The organism is Oxynema aestuarii AP17 (assembly GCF_012295525.1).
GTDB classification, from domain to species: Bacteria; Cyanobacteriota; Cyanobacteriia; order Cyanobacteriales; family Laspinemataceae; genus Oxynema; species Oxynema aestuarii.
On the sequence record NZ_CP051167.1, the window covers coordinates 699,625 to 715,561 of the forward strand.

Genomic DNA, 15,937 nt, shown 5'->3' on the forward strand with positions numbered 1-15,937 from the left:
GCTTGGCGTGCGACGGAGTTTCAATCTCGGATAGTTCGCTCTATTCAGGCTTCTGGGAATTGACCGTCCGGCGCTTTTCCCCAGTCTTGTCGCTCTTTTTCGTTCTTTCAAGCGACGACCTTATATATATGCGCCCATAATTTCCCCATTTTACTACGGACATTCTACGACACTGCCGGGCCTTTGTCAATCAATTTTCTCGGAAAAAATCGTGAATTTTATGAAAGATTAAAATAGGCGATCGTCGGCGGAATTCCCAGTCAAATAACGGCCACTTCTGCTGTTAAAAACTGAAAAGTGAAGTCGCGATCGCCGCCGTCAAAACCGCCCGTCGATTTGACCCCCTCAAAAAAGGTTCGGGCCAACGTCAAAAACCTCCAAGCCGTTCGCTACAATAAGAAAATTGGATTGTCTTTAACCGAGCAGAGAGAACGCTGCTTTCCTTACCATGCCCCTGCCTATAGTTGCCGTAATCGGACGGCCCAACGTCGGAAAATCGACCCTCGTCAATCGTCTGGCGGGGGGTCGGGACGCGATCGTCCACGACCAACCGGGAGTGACCCGCGATCGCACCTACCGCAATGCCTTTTGGGGCGATCGGGACTTTCAAGTCGTCGATACTGGAGGCTTGGTCTTCGACGACGAAACCGAATTTTTACCCTTCATCCGCGAACAAGCCCTCTCGGCCCTGAGCGAAGCGAGGGCGGCAGTTTTCGTGGTAGACGGACAGGCAGGGCTGACCGACGGCGATCGCGAAATTGCCAACTGGCTGCGGCAACATCCCGTCCCAGTCGTCTTGGCAGTCAACAAGTGCGAATCGCCCACCGAAGGACTCGCCCTCGCCGCCGAATTTTGGGAACTCGGACTCGGCGAACCCTATCCGGTGTCTGGAATTCACGGGAACGGAACCGGAGAACTGCTCGACCTGTTAGTGACCCACCTGCCGCCCCCCGAAGAAATCGAAACGGAACCGGAAACCAAAATCGCGATCGTCGGACGGCCCAACGTCGGTAAATCGAGCTTACTCAACGCCTTTGTCGGCGAAAACCGCGCCATCGTCAGCCCGATTTCCGGCACCACCCGCGATCCGATCGATACCCTCATCCAGCACGGAGATAACCGCTACCGCCTGATCGATACTGCAGGCATTCGCAAAAAGAAAAACGTCGAATACGGCCCGGAATTTTTCGGTATCAATCGCGCCTTCAAAGCGATCCGGCGATCGGATGTCGTCTTGTTCGTCGTCGATGCCCTCGATGGGGTCACCGAACAAGATCAAAAATTGGCCGGACGCATCGAAGACGAAGGACGGGCCTGCATCGTCGTCGTCAACAAATGGGATGCCGTCGAAAAAGATTCCCACACCATTTACGAATACGAGAAAGACCTCAAAAACCGCCTCTATTTCGTCAACTGGGCGCCGATGATTTTTGTCAGCGCCAAAACTGGAAAACGGGTCGAAAACATTCTCGCCCTCGTCGATACGGCGATCGAACAATACCGCCGCCGGGTCTCCACCGCCGTCATTAACGAAGTGCTTGAAGAAGCCTTGAGATGGCACACGCCGCCGACCAACCGCCAAGGACGCCAGGGGAAAATTTATTACGGCACCCAAGTCAGCAGCGAACCGCCGACGATCGCCCTGTTCGTCAACGACCCCAAACGCTTTAACGACAACTACCGCCGTTACATCGAGCGGCACTTCCGCACCGAACTCGGATTCGAGGGAACCCCGATCCGCTTCTTGTGGCGCGGTAAAAAAGCCCGCGACGTCGAAAGCCCCGGCAGCAATCGCGCCATTCGCGTGTAAAATGCCTCCGGAGCGTCCCCGGACCGACTCTGTTAACCCATCCCCGACCCGAACACCGCCCCCTCCCTCATGGATTTACTGCGATCGCTGCCACTCGGACTGTATCTCGAACAACCTATCACCTGGCTGCATCACTTAGATCCGCGCGTCAAACTGGTCTGGCTGACTAGCTTCTTACTCGCCCCGGTCCTCGCCAACCCCCAATGGCGGATCGGTTTAGTTCTGTTTCTGTTCGTGCTTACCGTCGCGGCGGCAATTCCCCTGCGGGTCTGGCGAACCCAAATGGGCTGGTTGCTGGTAGTGAGTACCACCCTGTTGTGCGTGACCGCGATCGCCCCCGACGGGCTCTCCGTCAACCACCAACCGCGCCTCCCCGCCCACGAAATCGCCTTTGTCAGCGAACCCGCCCCCGCCGATCCCGACGCCGAACCCAACCCCTGGTACGACCCCTTCGGCTGGTTTAAACCCGGCCCACCCGCCGCCGAGACCGCGCCGCCCCTGCCCCAACCGACGGACTACGATTACGTCCTCTTCGAGAAAGGGAACGTCCAAATGACCCGGCGATCGCTGGATTTGGGCCTTCGGATCGGCACCTTATTCTTCACCCTGCTCTACAGTACGAACCTGTTTCTGCTGACCACCGCCTCCGAAGAAATTACCGCCGGACTCGAAGATTTCATGAGTCCCCTGCGGCGTTTTAACGTCCCGGTCACCGAAATTTCCCTGACCTTAACCCTGTCCCTGCGCTTCATTCCCCTGGTGCTAGAAGAAATTCAAAACTTGATCCGTTCCGTTCGCACCCGGGCGATTAATTGGAAAAAACTCGGGTTTCGTGGAACCACCAAAGTGTGGCTCGCCGTCGTCGAGCGCTTGTTAGAAAATCTGCTCTTGCGGGCCGAGCAAATTTCCAGCGCCATGATCGTGCGCGGCTTTACCACTCCTCAAGACCATCGAGTTCAGTGGCACGAGTTACGGCTCAAACGGCGCGATTGGACCGCGATCGCCGTGTTGGTGGTATTTTGGATCGTTCGCCTGCGCTGGGGCTGGGAAGTGTGAACCCGCCTGTCAGCGCGATCCGGCGGATCCGTCCCTTCGCGATCGCACCATCCCTTCCCGACATCTAGCTTTCTACCCATGCAACCCCTCTCTCCCTGGCAATGGCGATCGCTCCCCTCCCACAACCGCACCGGATCGGACGTTTTTGAATCGCTCTTTTTAAACCGCACCGATCCCCCCACAACCGCCACCATCGGCACCTTACTCGAAAGTCCGGCCCCGAACCCGAAGCCGCACCCCCTCGCCCGCTATTCGATCTGTGCCGGACCGCCGCGCGTCGTCAACGGCATTCCCCAAGTCTGGACCCCCGCCGTGGGTTCGATTTTGCCCCTGTTGCGACAACTGCTCGCTCGCGGGGGATCCTTGCCTCCCGAAACCATCCCCGAGGCGATCGCCCACCTGCCCTTTACCGGAGGCTGGTTGGGCTGGTTGGGCTACGATCTCGCCTGGGAAATCGAGCGCCTGCCCCAGCTCAACTCCGACCCCCTGCCCTTTCCCGTCGCCTACTGGTACGAACCCGACACCTTTGCCGTCCTCGATTACGCCGAAGGGTGCCTGTGGCTGGCCGCCCGTTCCCAGGCCGATCTCGACCTGCTCGAACGAGGGCTGGACAACCCGGCGAGTCTCGAAACCCCCCGAGGACGGGCGATCTCCGGAGCGCCCCAATTCCAAATGTCCCAAAGCGACTACGAAAGCGCCGTCCGCCGCGCCAAAGCCTACATCCAAGCCGGAGATATCTTTCAAGCCAACTTATCCTTACGCTTTGAAGTCAGCACCCGCGCCGACCGTTGGCAGTTATATCGCGACCTGCACCGGATCAACCCCTCCCCCTTTGCCAGCTACTGGCAGACCCCCTGGGGTAACGTGGTCAGTTGTTCTCCAGAACGCCTGGTCAAACGGCAAGGATCCCGCGCCGAAACCCGCCCGATCGCCGGAACCCGCCCCCGCGCCGCCTCCGCCGAACGCGATCGCGCCCTCGAACGGGAATTAACCGCCAATCTCAAAGAACGAGCCGAACATATCATGCTCGTAGACCTCGAACGCAACGATTTGGGACGGGTCTGCCAGTGGGGTTCGGTGCGCGTAGACGAGTTGCTGACCGTCGAACGCTACAGTCACGTCATGCACTTAGTCAGCAACGTGACCGGAGTCCTGCAACCCGACGCCGATAGCATCGATCTGATTCGCGCCTTATTTCCCGGAGGAACGATTACCGGATGTCCCAAAGTACGCTGCATGGAAATTATCGAAGAACTCGAACCCGTGCGCCGCAGTCTGTTCTACGGGTCTTGCGGTTATCTCGACTGGCGCGGTCAGCTCGATTTGAATATTTTGATCCGCACCTTGTTGACCTGCGGCGATCGCGTCTGGGGCCAAGTCGGCGCCGGAATCGTCGCCGACAGCGATCCGGAACGGGAATGGCACGAGTCGATGTCCAAAGCCCGCGCCCAATTAGCGGCGTTGGGACTGACCCCGGAAACGATCGCCCCATGAGTTCGCGATTGCCCTCGAACCCGTCGAAACGGGTTCCTTTTGGCGAAATCCTCCCCTTATCGGCAACAACGAACCGGGTGGAACTCTCCCGATCGCATTGGGTCGGTGGCGATTTAATGATAAAAAATATTTGCCATCGTATTTCTATATACTGCTGGGGAATGCTTGAAGCTGGTACGGAAGCGATCGACGAAAGCGCACCGGACTCGTGGGAGGAAAGGGTCGAAGTTTCCGAACTCGTGGCATCTCAGCCGCTTGCGTGCGATCGCTCCCTTGTTGCCTACCTTGCTAAATCGGAAGTTGAATGAACACCGAAACCTATTTGAATCATCCCAATTTTGGTCTGTTATTTAGGGTGTGTATCGTCGAGAGCGATCGAGAACTGTTTACCACCCTCTACGCCCAACGCTTGTTTTTTTTGGTGGTTACTTCCGGGGAAGGGATTAAATTTGAACCCCTCACCCGGGGGGACGCCCGTCTGCTCGTTGAAAACCGCCTGCGACTCCTGCGCCGGGCGGGTCAGACCAAAGATTACACTCAGCTTCAAGCGATTCACCGTCGCACCTTTCAGTAAGGGCGGGCGATCGTCGATCGCCGACGGTCTAGCGCCCCCTATTTTCGATCCCCTTGGATTCTTGAGTTCATGAGTTCTACGATTGCCCGCCGCCTCGATCGCATTCGCTCCACCCTACCCCCGTCAGTTCGGTTAATCGCCGTGACCAAACAAGTCTCCGTGCCCCTCATGCGCGAAGCCTACGCCGCCGGAATTCGGGATTTTGGCGAAAATCGCATTCAAGAAGCCGACAGCAAGTACGAGCAGCTCCAGGATTTGCCCGATATTACGTGGCACGGCATCGGTCACGTCCAAAGTAATAAGGCCAAACGCGCGGTAGAATTATTCGACTGGATTCATTCGTGCGACAGTTTGAAGTTAGCCCGCCGTTTGAACCGTCTCGCCGGGGAATTGTCGCGATCGCCTCAAGTCTGTCTGCAAGTGAAGTTACTGCCGGATCCGAATAAATACGGCTGGTCCGTAGAACAACTCTGGCAAGATTTGCCCGAACTCGATCGCTGCGAACATCTCCAGATTAAAGGCTTGATGGCGATCGCCCCCTTGGGATTGGACGAAGGCGAAACCGCTACCCTGTTTGCGCGCGCGGCTCAACTCGCCCGCGACATCGGCCAACAGCCTTGGCAACGCCTTCAAATGACGGAATTATCGATGGGAATGTCCGGGGATTATGCCCTCGCCGTGGGCCAGGGAGCTACGATGGTTCGCTTGGGTCGGATTTTGTTCGGCGAGCGCTCGTGAGGGCGATCTCCGCCGTGAAATGGCGATCGCCCCCCATTGTCGCGATCGGGGCTTGTTTTAACTTTCTTTGACTACAATTAAATCAAATCGATTCCCTTGGATCGCGATGAAATTACCTCGCGGCGATCGCCAACATTCGATTTAATTAAAATAAGCTTAAGCTCAAAAACTACGGGGGCCGTGCGGGGGCGGGCGATCGTCGCAAAAACGGGCGACCCCCTCTCGAAATTGCGTCGCGCAAACCCGGGCAGCCGAGCGATCGCCCCGGTAAATCGAGGGTTCGAGAGGCTTTAAACTAAGTCGAAAAACATCCCCAGTTCGCCTCCAACTACAGCTTACGATCCTTGCGAATGCCTCCCGAAATCCTCCCTCCCAAACCGACGGTCGAACAAATTTTTTCAAACTGTTGTCTGTCGGTAATCCTTGGGTAATACTAGGGATTGTTCGATCGCGCGATCGAATCAAGTCAGCAAACGAGTATTTTGTCTATCTCGTTGAAACAGATTTGATAAGCTATGGGGAGGATTTAACGAACTGATAGGGCAACCGTTGTCAACCCTAGTTTTGATGGAGCGTAAATGGTGAACGGAATATTTTCTAAATTACGGGATTTCGTCGGTTTGAACGAACCCGTAGACTACGAATACGACTACGATGAAATTGAGGGGGAAGGTTACCAAAACCTCTATCAAGAACAACCCCCCGCTCCCGCCGAAGCCGACAACCGTCAGGCCCGGACTCGTTTGCGGGATCGCAATGTTGGTGGTGTCACTATGGGGTCTTCGGGGATGAATATGGGATCGGAAGCAACAATGGGCTCGACGATGAACGCCCTCAACAACGTCATCGGCTTGCCAGGTGCCTCCAACGGCATTTCGGAAGTGGTTGTCATGGAACCCAAATCCTTCGAGGAAATGCCCCAAGCGATCCAAGCCCTGCGCGAACGCAAATCCGTCGTCTTGAACCTGACGATGATGGATCCGGACCAAGCCCAACGGGCGGTCGATTTTATTGCCGGAGGCACCTACGCCCTCGACGGCCATCAAGAACGCATCGGTGAAAGTATCTTCTTGTTTACGCCGAGCTGCGTCCAAGTCAGCACCCAAACCGGAGTGGTTCACGAAGTCTTGCAACCCCACTTGCGACCTTCTCGCCCGCCGATGGGCAACCCGGCATGGACCCAACCGGAACCGGGGCGCGTCGCCCAATAAACTGACGGTCATCGGTCAGTTGGAAAGCGTAACGAGTTGACCGACCGATGACTTCTTGCAGACCACCCAGAGGAAGCACGAAGGACGAACATTGTCTATTAAACTCGGTGCGATCGGAGGCGGGGTAATGGGAGAAGCTCTCTTATCCCGCCTTCTCGATCGCGGAATCTATCGGCCTCAAGCGATCGGGGTCAGCGAACCGTCGCCCTCCCGTCGCGATTTTTTGCAGCAGACCTACGGTATCGCCCCCCTGGCAGACAATCGCGCCGCCCTCGCCGCGACGGAGGTGGTCTTACTGGCGGTCAAACCCCAAGTCTTTGACACCGTCGCCGCCGAAATTGCGGGAGTGGAGCGAGATCGGCCCCCAGTGGTGGTCTCGATTCTCGCCGGAGTGCCGTTAAGCAAACTCGAAGGGGCGTTTCCCGGCTGGCCTGTGGTGCGGGCGATGCCCAATACCCCGGCCCTCGTCGGCGCCGGAATCACGGCGATCGCCCCCGGCAGTCGTGTCGAGGACGAGCAGTTAAAGCGGGCTCGAACCGTTCTCGAAGCCGTCGGGCAAGTGGTGGACGTCCCGGAATCGATGATGGATGCGGTCACCGGACTGTCCGGTTCCGGGCCGGGTTACGTGGCGATCGCCATCGAAGCCCTCGCCGATGGCGGCGTCGCCGCCGGACTGCCCCGGGCGATCGCCCAACAACTGGCCATTCAGACGGTCCTCGGGACCGCCCGAGTGCTCGCCGAAAGCGACCTGCATCCGGCCCAACTCAAAGACCGGGTGACCAGTCCCGGCGGCACGACGATCGCCGGAATTGCCGCCCTCGAACGCGCCGGATTTCGTTCGGCACTGGTGGAAGCGGTACGGACCGCGACGCGCCGTTCCCAAGAACTCGGCGATTGAGTCCCGGTCACGCAGTAATTTCGAGATGACCGCCACAGGCGATCGCCTCCGGGGCGATCTCGACGTGGTCGAGCCGGACTTGCTCCCCTAGATCCACCGTGAAGGGGGCTAGAGCGATCGCCGTGTCCTGTCCTTCCCAGGTCAGGGACGGGGATCCGAAGCGCAAGAAGCGACGGTCCCCCGCGTCGAGGTAGGTTTTGAGGGTAAAGCGATCGCCGTCGCGGCTACCGCTCAAGCAAAGTTGACCCGCTTCCAGACTCAGTTGGGAGTAGGAAAGTGCCGCCCGAGTGCCGTCCGGGGCGATCGCCCCCAACGCCGGGGCGAACAGCTCGTCGAGGGCTTCGGCGAGTAGGGGAGAGTGCACGGAGGCGTGCAAGTCGAGCGCCTGCCAAAGGATCCGCGCTTCGGCGTGCACGGGTTCGAGCAGTTGTAGGGGTTTGCCGCGCACGATCTCGGAAAGATTGACGCGGATATTGGTGGCGTGCATTTCCACCGCGCTCAGGTGTACGCCGCGATAGACGACCCCGGAGGCTTTGAGGGAAATCCACGGCAGGACGCCGCCGAAAATTTGGCGATCGCGCGCCGCGATCTCGACGTGCAGCTCGTCGAGACTTTCGACTTGAGCCTTCAACCACAGCGATACCGCCCGGGAAAGGAGACGGCTGACCCATTGGCGTCGGGTCGCCTGGGGCGCGGACTCGTTGCTGGGGTCGAGGCGATCGTTCGGGGGAGTGGAGGGGACAGTCACGCTCATAAGTGCTTTCGGATTAAAGTGAAAAGGGTGCGTCGGCCCGCAGATTGGCTCAGCTTAGTGTGACATCCTCCCGACGCTCACCAAGCACGGGTAGAGCGCGGGCTTCCCTTCCTCGCGGTTGGGTTTTCCTGCTTCATCGGGGTTCCCAAGTAACCTTCCTCTACAGGCAGCATCACCGACTATCCGTCGGCTGCAAGTACAAGACCTCGTTGCATGACCACTTGAGCGGCAGCAACATCCCGGTCTGTCGTATATCCACACTCATCGCAATAATGCACCCGTTCGCCGAGTTCCTTCTTCCCAGTATGCGCCCCACACTGAGGGCAAGTTTGACTGGTCCCGTTGGGGTCAACCTTGGCAAAGTAGACGCCACGCTTCCAGCCCACCCATCTGAGGATTTCCAAGAAGCTTCCCCAAGCAGCATCCAAACAATGCTTGGCCAAGATCCCGCGACTGGTCATCTTGAGGTTCAAATCCTCAGCAAAAATCATCCCAGCATGGTCACAAAGCTGGTGAGCCGTCAGGAAGTGGAACTCACGGCGAACGCTATAGATATGCTCGTGCAGTTGGCGAATCTTGGCTTGAATCTTCCGGTAATTAGCAGAACCCTTTTTCTTGTTCCTCAATTTACGTTGCAACCATCGAAGCTTGCTTTGCCAATCCACGAAAAAGCGAGGGCGTTCTACCAATTCTCCCGTCGATCCAGCCAAGAACTTTTCCAGTCCCAAATCTATGCCAATCGGTTCACCGTGAGGCATAATCTCGGGGACGGAAAGATCGGCTTGCAGAATCAATTGAGCATACCAACCAGACGGCTTGAAGACGACCCGTACCCGCTTGAGTGCAAATCCTTCTGGGATAGGTCGATGCAGGTTAATGGGCATGGCTCCAATTTTCGGCAGTTCGATCTCAAACCCGTTGATGGGGTTCGATTTGAACTGCGGAAAGACAAACGAGCGGTACTGACCAAACTGTTTGAATCGAGGAAATCCAAATCCTCTTTCCTGCACGAACTTGAACGACTTATCCAATCGCTTCAAGGCATCTTGCAAAACTTGAGAGTGAACTGCTTTGAGTTCTGGGATCGCCTTTTTCGCTTCGGTCAGCGCATTCTGCTGTTTGTAATAGTCGGGATAGGGTGCATCAGCAGAAATGATGTATTCCTGCTTGATACTGCAAGCATTGACCGGACATTTACGCGAGCCGATCCAGTCCTTGCGCTCTGCCAAAGCGTAGTTATAGACGCGACGACATTGCTCCAACCAATCGAGCATTTGAGCTTTCTGGTCAAGTCCTGGATAGATTCGGTAGTTGTAGGTCAAGTTCAACATAGCTACAGCCTAACAGATTTGTACTTTCCGTTAGACTATCGGCAGTGTGTCGATTTTCGGGGCATCGTAGACGCGAAGCGGCTTCTCGCAGAGTACCCCTCAATCGACGCGGGGAGTCCGTGGATCCCGACACTGACCTTTCAGGTACAGCGCGGGACTTATCGCTCCCCGAACCCCTCAAAAGTTAACGGCAGAAATCATGCAAATTCATGGTAAAATTGGGTTAGTTTTTGTCAAAACCGAATCAAAATCAACTTGACGCTACCCGAGATCGGGCAGGTCTGCGATTCCAATGGGAGCATCGCGATCGCGGACAAGGACAGAGACAGATCCCTTGGCAACGAGACTGAGGTACCCTCCCGACCGGGTAAGAAGGGCGGTCTGGGGACGATCGCCACCGTCTGGGGGGTCCGGAACTCGGGGAGCGCGCGCCAGTCGAAGCCGGGAAGTGGGCCGCCGCCGCACGGGCGATCGCCGCCGTCGGCAACACCCCCGTCGAGAAACCTCGAGGGGATACCTACTTGCCCTAGGCCGCGATCCTGTAATATTTGTACATAGTTTGGTCTGGCATCGCGTCAGACTCGCCCGTAACCTTAACGTTTACCTTTTTCGTGCGCAAAGATCGGCACTCCAGATCGTGGAAGCTAGACTGCAAAAAATCCTATCCCAATGGGGCATAGCCTCTCGCCGTCAAGCCGAACAGATGATCCTTGACGGACGGGTTCGCGTGAACGGGCGAGTCGTTCCTTTGGGAATGAAAGCCAACCCGCACGGCGATCGCATCGAAGTCGATGGGGTTCCCGTGCGTCCGGCGGATCGACCCGATCCGATTTATCTGTTGCTGCACAAACCGAAAGGCGTGGTGTCTACCTGTTCCGACCCGCAACGACGCACGACCGTTCTCGATCTGCTCCCTTCGGAGTTGAGCGAAGCCCGTGGGTTGCATCCCGTCGGTCGTCTGGATTACAACTCTACAGGAGCCTTGCTGTTGACCAATGACGGAGACCTGACCTTCAGCTTGACTCACCCGCGTCATTCCATGGCCAAAACCTATCAAGTTTGGGTGAAAGGGCATCCACCGAAATCGATTCTGCACGCCTGGCAGCAAGGGGTTCCCCTCGACGGCAAGACGACGCGACCCGCTTCAGTTCGAGAACTGCAATACGACCCCTCGCGCGATCGCACCCTTTTAGAAGTGGTGCTGCGCGAAGGCAGAAATCGGCAAATTCGCCGAGTTGCCGCGCATTTGGGATATCCTGTCGTTCGGTTGCACCGCAGCGCGATCGGATCGATTCACTTAGGTCCTGCCGAACGCCCGAGCTTGCCGAGCGGTCAATACCGTCATTTAACGGCGTCGGAGATTGATGTTTTGCGCGATCCGCCTCGGGACTCGTCTGCCCGAGGAGTCCGCCGTCGGAGAAATCTCACATCAACGAATGTGCCAGCAAAGATAAAGGAACACGGCATATGAAAAAGGATAAAAAGCAAACCACTGTCAAGAATCCCGACCGCGATCGCGCCCTCAAGCTGGCTGAAATGGGTGCTTATCTGCGCCAGCAACGGGAGGATCGACGGGTATCCCTCGAAGAGATTGCCGCCCAAACCATGATCCGCGTCAGTCTCCTGCGCGCGATCGAAGCGGGTCAGTTGGAAAAACTCCCCGAACCGATCTACATCCAGGGATTTTTATTGCGATATGCCGATACGTTGGGCTTGGATGGGGTGACCTTCGCTCAAGAATTCCCCATCGGTTCCAAATGGTCCGCCCTCAAATTGAGACAGTGGTACATTCCTCTCCCTCAATTCAGACCGATCCACCTGTACATCATCTACATCATCTTGATCGCCTGTTCGGTCAAAGGGTTATCCGGCTTCATGAAGGATTCTGGTTCCCTGGCTCAAAAATCCCCCGACGGGCCGCAAATCCAAGTCACCTCCGGGGAGCAGCCGGGAAACCCCAATCCTCCGGGACCCAACCTCCAGACCGTTTCCACCCAAACCTCATCCCAGAAGCAAAGCGGTGAGGGCAACGGGGCGATCGAACAAGTCCGCGTCGGTCTGACCGTCAAAGACCGTTCCTGGGTTCAAGTTATTGCCGACGGTAAAACCGAATTTGAAGGCATTTTACCCGAAGGCACCGAGCGCACCTGGGAAGCCAAACAACAGTTAGTCGTTCGCGCCGGGAACGCCGGAGGGGTGATGGTGGCGGTCAATAACGGTCAAGCCAAACAAATGGGAGCGCCGGGAGAAGTCGAAGAAGTCGTCGTCAAAGCCGCCCAAAACCCCCGTTCGTAAGCCCCGCCGCCGTTTCCTTTGCCATAAAAAAAGGCAAAAGAGCTAGGGGAATCCTCTTTTGCCTTCGATCGGCAGATCGGCGATCGCGCCGCCAGTGCTACGACTTCGCCCGACCGAACGTTTCCGTCAGCATTTTCAACCGTCGCGCGTATTCCGGTTTCAAATCCCCACTTTGATAACGCCATTCCCAATTCCCTTCCGGTTTGCTCGGGAAATTCATGCGCGCCTCACTTCCCAACCCGAACAGGTCTTGCAAGGGAACGATCGCCTGATTCGCCACCGAACTCCACGCCACACGAATTAAATCCCAGTGAATCCCCCAGGAACTGACCTCGCCGAGATAAGCCAGCAGTCCTTGGCGTTCGTGGTCCGCGAGTTTTTCAAACCAACCCACCGTCGTATCGTTATCGTGGGTTCCGGTATAGACAATACAATTGCGATTGTAAAAATTAAACGGCAAATAGGGATTGCCCGCCCCCGATCCAAAGGCAAAATGTAAGATCTTCATCCCCGGTAACGCGAAATGGTCGCGCAAGTGTTCCACTTCCGGGGTAATAATGCCCAAATCTTCCGCAATCAAAGGTAACTGACCGAGTTTGTCCGCCACCCGTTGTAAAAAATGCTCGCCGGGGGCTTCGACCCATCGACCGTTAATCGCCGTAGTTTCACCTTCTTCGACCACCCAATAGGATTCCAAACCGCGAAAGTGGTCGATGCGAATCACGTCCACGTAATCGAGCATCGCGTGAAAGCGCTTCACCCACCACTCGAAATCCGTCTCTTTGAGGCGGTCCCAATTGTAAACCGGATTGCCCCACAGTTGCCCGGTGTCGCTGAAATAATCCGGGGGAACCCCCGCCATCAGCGCCGCTTCGCCACTTTCGGGATCGAGGCAAAAAATATCCGGATTCGCCCATACGTCCGCACTGTCGTGAGCGACGTAAATCGGCAGATCGCCGACGATCGCGATCCCTCGTTCGTTGGCATAGTCTTTGATTTCCGACCACTGGCGGAAGAACTCGAACTGGAGGAATTTGTGCAAGTACACCGACTCGCCGACTTGTTCGTGCCAAATGTGCATGGCGCCGGGGTCGCGTCGGGAAATGCCGAGGTCCCAATTGTGCCAACTGACTCCGGCGTGGGCTTCTTTGATCGACATGAACAAGCTGTAATCGTCGAGCCAGTAAGCCTTTTCGTCACAAAAATGGTTGAAAGCTTCCCGTTGCTCGTCCGTGGCGTTGTCTCGATAGCGCTCGAACGCCTTTTGCAATAAGGGCATTTTCACGGCGATCGCCCGGTCGTAATCGACGCGATCGCGGGGAAACTCCGGCAGGTCGGCAAAATCGGTCTCTTCGAGCCATCCCGCTTCTACGAGACGGTCCGGACTGACGAGCAAGGGATTGCCCGCCATCGCCGAATACGACATGTAGGGAGAGTTGCCGTATCCCGTCGGTCCGATCGGTAAAATTTGCCAAAATTGCTGGCCGCTTTCGACGAGGAAATCGATAAATCGGTGGGCTTCATCGCCGAGGTCGCCAATACCAAATCGACTGGGAAAAGAGGTGGGATGGAGGAGAATACCGCTAGAGCGAGGAAAAGGCATGAGTATGACGCGCGGGGTGAACTGGAAGGAAACGACAACGATGCGACATGATGTCGAACTTCTAAAGACTCTATCATGGCAGCGATGCGTTATTTCCGCGCGATCGCAGCTTGGGCGGGGGATCGGGGGACCGCAGGCGCGGCGATCGTCTTGAGATTTGTATTGCGATCGGCCTCAAATCAGTTTAGCCAAACCCGCAATAATCCTCCGCTTCAATCAGAGATTTGAAGCGGAACGTCGATGAATTGCGGCAGTAACTGATGGTAGAGTATTTATGGTGAATTTAGTTTACTTTAATGCTCAAAGCTGTCAAGGTCAGATTATATCCAAATGAGCAGCAGAAGCAATCGCTGGAGCAATCCTTCGGCAATTGCAGATGGCTGTGGAACTATGGTCTGAACTTGATGAATCAAACCTACCAGGAGACTGGAAAAGGACTATCTAGTTACGACATCAAGAAAAAGATTCCCAGCCTCAAACAAGAGCATGAGTGGTTAAAGCTGACATATTCACAATGCCTTCAACAGGTTTGCATTAACCTGGGAACAGCTTTTAATAACTTCTTCGAGAAACGAGCCAGGTATCCACGATTCAAATCCAAACACGGCAAACAATCCATCCAGTATCCCCAAAATGTCAAGGTGCTGGAGAACGTCTTGAAGCTACCGAAGATTGGGGAAGTTAAAGCGGTTGTTCATCGACCAATAGAGGGTAAGGTAAAAACCGTCACAGTTACCAAAAATCGCTGCGACCAGTATTTTGCTTCCATTCTCTTTGAAGATGGAAAACCCAATCCAGACTCATCCACTGAGGGAAAAGCGGTCGGTGTAGACCTTGGATTAAATCATTTTGCTGTAACTTCCGATGGGTCTAAATTTGATAACCCAAGATGGATGGCTAAACACGAGCGCAACCTGAAACGCAAGCAGCAAGATTTATCGAGAAAACAGAAAGGCTCTAACAACCGCAATAAAGCCCGAAAGAAGGTAGCTAAGGTACATAACAAAGTAGCACGTTGCCGGGAGGATTTTCTACACAAGCGATCGCGTAGGATAGTTGACGAAAACCAAGTTATCTGTGTGGAATCCCCCCTAACCCCCCTTATTAAGGGGGGAACTAAAGGGGGGATAGGTATGGTCAAGAACCCCAACCTGGCTAAGGCGATCGGCCAAGTCGGTTGGGGAATGTTTTTGACCATGCTAAAGTACAAAGCCGAACAGGAAGGGAAAGTCTATGTTGAGGTCGATAGATTCTTCCCCTCTTCTAAAACTTGCAACGTTTGCTTGAATCAAATCGATCGTCTGTCATTAGATGTCAGAAATTGGACTTGTTCTCACTGTGGGACGAGTCACGATCGCGATCTCAATGCAGCTATCAACCTCAGAGAAGAGGGGCTACGACTCTTGACCTGCGGGACGCGGGGCCAAGCCTACTGTCGGGATGTAAGACCGAACCGTAGAGGACGTCAGAAATCTACGATTGGGCAATCTGTTGGGTAGGAAGCCGCTATTGTAATCTCTGATTCAATAGCGGTAGTTCACCGTTCGAGTACGTGTATTTTCGGCTTTAAATTTTATGATTTATAAAAATCCCGTTCCGACCGTAGACATTATCATCGAACTGCTCGATCGCCCCTCCCGTCCGGTGGTCTTGATCGAGCGGCGCAATCCACCTTACGGCTGGGCCATTCCCGGCGGTTTCGTGGATTACGGCGAGTCCGTCGAAACGGCGGCCATTCGCGAGGCGCACGAAGAGACCGGATTGCAGGTCGAATTGGTCGAACTGCTTCACGTTTACTCCGATCCCCATCGGGATCCGCGCCAGCATACCTTGAGTACGGTGTTTATTGCGGCGGCGACGGGACAACCGCGTGCGGCGGACGATGCTAAGGATTTGGGAATTTTCGAGCCGTGGCAAATTCCCCAAAATTTATGTTTCGATCACGAGCAAATTCTCAAAGATTACCGTCATTATCGCAATTACGGCCTTCGTCCGCCCTTGTAACGGAGATCGTCCCGGTAACAGGAGCGATGGCCCTCGATATCTGCCCCCTTTTATCCGAGAGAATCGGAGAGTTTGGGAACAGAGAAAAACCCTTTTAAAAAAGGGGTAGAGATCGCTTGTTACTCAATTCAAGACCGATTAAAAACGGTTCGACCTTCGGGAACGAAGG

Annotated in this window: 15 protein-coding genes; 12 read left to right on the forward strand and 3 right to left on the reverse strand. The window is 55.6% G+C overall.

Annotated elements, in window-relative coordinates; genetic code table 11:
* Positions 1–448: 448 nt before the first annotated feature.
* The 8 genes from der (at position 449) to proC (ending at position 7,781) form a co-directional block, all read left to right on the forward strand.
* The gene (der, locus tag HCG48_RS02880) at positions 449–1,810 is read left to right on the forward strand and encodes a ribosome biogenesis GTPase Der (protein WP_168567812.1); all 1,362 of its coding nucleotides are present in this window, start codon (positions 449–451) and stop codon (positions 1,808–1,810) included.
* A gap of 69 nt (positions 1,811–1,879) precedes the next feature.
* Complete coding sequence (locus HCG48_RS02885) at positions 1,880–2,866, forward strand: energy-coupling factor transporter transmembrane component T family protein (RefSeq protein ID WP_168567813.1); 987 nt, start codon at positions 1,880–1,882, stop codon at positions 2,864–2,866.
* A gap of 78 nt (positions 2,867–2,944) precedes the next feature.
* Positions 2,945–4,360: an anthranilate synthase component I gene (locus HCG48_RS02890; protein WP_168567814.1), complete on the forward strand. Its 1,416-nt coding sequence runs from the start codon at positions 2,945–2,947 to the stop codon at positions 4,358–4,360.
* Complete coding sequence (locus HCG48_RS02895) at positions 4,357–4,668, forward strand: hypothetical protein (protein ID WP_168567815.1); 312 nt, start codon at positions 4,357–4,359, stop codon at positions 4,666–4,668. The genes HCG48_RS02890 and HCG48_RS02895 overlap by 4 nt, the downstream gene beginning before the upstream one ends.
* Entirely contained in the window at positions 4,665–4,934 is a 270-nt protein-coding gene (pipX, locus tag HCG48_RS02900) for a transcriptional coactivator PipX (RefSeq protein WP_168567816.1), read from the forward strand. Before HCG48_RS02895 ends, pipX begins: the two co-directional genes overlap by 4 nt.
* Positions 4,935–5,003: 69 nt before the next feature.
* Positions 5,004–5,672, forward strand: coding sequence for a YggS family pyridoxal phosphate-dependent enzyme (locus tag HCG48_RS02905; RefSeq protein WP_168567817.1), 669 nt, complete (start codon positions 5,004–5,006; stop codon positions 5,670–5,672).
* Positions 5,673–6,253: 581 nt separating this feature from the next.
* Complete coding sequence (locus tag HCG48_RS02910) at positions 6,254–6,883, forward strand: cell division protein SepF (protein WP_168571712.1); 630 nt, start codon at positions 6,254–6,256, stop codon at positions 6,881–6,883.
* A 91-nt stretch (positions 6,884–6,974) separates the two neighbouring features.
* Positions 6,975–7,781 carry a pyrroline-5-carboxylate reductase gene (gene proC / locus HCG48_RS02915; RefSeq protein ID WP_168567818.1) on the forward strand — a complete coding sequence of 269 codons (807 nt, stop codon included), beginning with the start codon at positions 6,975–6,977 and terminating at the stop codon, positions 7,779–7,781.
* 7 nt (positions 7,782–7,788) lie between these two features.
* On the opposite strand, the gene HCG48_RS02920 is transcribed toward proC, so the two are convergent.
* Both HCG48_RS02920 and HCG48_RS02925 read right to left on the reverse strand, forming a co-directional pair.
* The gene (locus tag HCG48_RS02920; RefSeq protein WP_168567819.1) at positions 7,789–8,535 is read right to left on the reverse strand and encodes an LmeA family phospholipid-binding protein; all 747 of its coding nucleotides are present in this window, start codon (positions 8,533–8,535) and stop codon (positions 7,789–7,791) included.
* Positions 8,536–8,714: 179 nt separating this feature from the next.
* The gene (locus HCG48_RS02925) at positions 8,715–9,866 is read right to left on the reverse strand and encodes an RNA-guided endonuclease InsQ/TnpB family protein (protein ID WP_168567820.1); all 1,152 of its coding nucleotides are present in this window, start codon (positions 9,864–9,866) and stop codon (positions 8,715–8,717) included.
* 637 nt (positions 9,867–10,503) lie between these two features.
* Here HCG48_RS02925 and HCG48_RS02930 point away from each other — a divergent pair.
* A complete protein-coding gene (locus HCG48_RS02930; protein WP_168567821.1) occupies positions 10,504–11,337 on the forward strand; it encodes a pseudouridine synthase in 834 nt (277 codons plus the stop codon).
* A complete protein-coding gene (locus HCG48_RS02935; RefSeq protein WP_168567822.1) occupies positions 11,334–12,161 on the forward strand; it encodes a helix-turn-helix domain-containing protein in 828 nt (275 codons plus the stop codon). The genes HCG48_RS02930 and HCG48_RS02935 overlap by 4 nt, the downstream gene beginning before the upstream one ends.
* A gap of 97 nt (positions 12,162–12,258) precedes the next feature.
* Here HCG48_RS02935 and malQ read toward each other — a convergent pair whose 3' ends face one another.
* Positions 12,259–13,857: a 4-alpha-glucanotransferase gene (gene malQ / locus HCG48_RS02940; protein ID WP_375339334.1), complete on the reverse strand. Its 1,599-nt coding sequence runs from the start codon at positions 13,855–13,857 to the stop codon at positions 12,259–12,261.
* Positions 13,858–14,060: 203 nt separating this feature from the next.
* Between malQ and HCG48_RS02945 the strand changes: the two genes are divergently transcribed.
* Both HCG48_RS02945 and HCG48_RS02950 read left to right on the forward strand, forming a co-directional pair.
* Positions 14,061–15,263 (forward strand): RNA-guided endonuclease InsQ/TnpB family protein, encoded by a 1,203-nt coding sequence (locus HCG48_RS02945; protein ID WP_168567823.1) that lies wholly within the window; start codon positions 14,061–14,063, stop codon positions 15,261–15,263.
* A 76-nt stretch (positions 15,264–15,339) separates the two neighbouring features.
* Positions 15,340–15,768, forward strand: a complete 429-nt coding sequence (locus tag HCG48_RS02950; RefSeq protein ID WP_168567824.1) for an NUDIX domain-containing protein — start codon at positions 15,340–15,342, stop codon at positions 15,766–15,768.
* The last annotated feature ends 169 nt before the right edge of the window (positions 15,769–15,937 follow it).